General features: G+C 40.8%; 1 protein-coding gene. It reads right to left on the bottom strand.

Annotated features, from left to right (window positions below):
* On the bottom strand, positions 1-938 hold a 938-nt coding region (locus tag M3212_RS21660; protein ID WP_251195974.1), incomplete at its 3' end, for a transposase.
* Positions 939-1,065: the final 127 nt, after the last annotated feature.

The raw sequence follows: 1,065 nt of genomic DNA, 5'->3' as shown, positions 1-1,065 counted from the left end.
AGCTCTGATTCATTTTTCTTGTTGTAAGCAATAACGGATTGCGCTCCGATTCGGTAAATCTGTTGGTAAATAGCCAGATAATCATAACCTGCATCAAGTGTACTATAAGAAATTTTCAGTTCAGAAAGACGCTCTTGCATTCCTTTTAATAAAGGGATTGCAGCTTTTCCATCATTCAAGTTTCCAGAGGAAAAGAGCGACTGAAGGATGTACTGACTTTTCGTTCCGACGGCGAAGTGTCCTTTGTAGCCAAACCAAAAAACGTTCTTTCCTTCACTGTTTTTCTTGATGCCCCACTTAGGGTCAAGAGGAACAGCGGATCTTAACTCGACTAAAGACGCATCAAGTTGAGCTTCAATCCTTTTCTCGAAAATAGGGAGAGCCGCTTCTCGTTCCGCTTGTTCTTGAAGCCATTTTTCTTTCTCTTCTTTTGATTTGCGGCCGCGCTTTTTTGGTTCAGGTTTAGACTTTTCTTCTTTTGATGGGGCCTGGTCACGAGCTTCGATATGAGTCGCATCAATGGCAATCGTGTCATCTGTGATAAATCCTTCTGTCATTGCTTGAAGGATAAGCGTTTCTTGAACACGTTCAAGAACAGGTGATTCCGCTATTTTAGAAAGCATTCTCGAATAAGAAGCTTCGGATGGAATCGTATCAGAAAGAAGGAACCCGCAATCCAAACGGAACATATAGTCATGTTTGAGTCGTTTAATCAGATCCTTTATCGTCGGAATACGTTCAAGAACTCTAGCGACAAGTGAGTAGATCATAGCTGCATAATTAAGTTGAACAGGCGCGCCATAAAGAGCTTTTTTTGACACAACAGCTAAGAGTGGATCAATGTAAATCGTTGAAAAAACGGCCTCAAAACGATGGGTAGGTTCTAAATCGTATAAATCTTGCAGGTCAAATAGGCTTCCTTGTCGTATAATAGTCATAAGGGAGTCTTCCTCCAGTCGTAGTTTTGTTTGGACACTTAACTAATTCGACTTTTGGGGAGGTACTCCTTTTTTTAGTGCTTAAAAGCCTTGAGCCCGTAGGGACTTAAATTATGAAATTCATTCA

Origin of the sequence: Halalkalibacter oceani (genome assembly GCF_023715705.1) — a bacterium.
In the GTDB taxonomy this organism is placed as follows: Bacteria; Bacillota; Bacilli; order Bacillales; family Bacillaceae_D; genus Halalkalibacter; species Halalkalibacter oceani_A.
The sequence above is the reverse complement of the archived record's forward strand: the minus strand, read 5'-3'. Positions and strand labels throughout refer to the sequence as shown.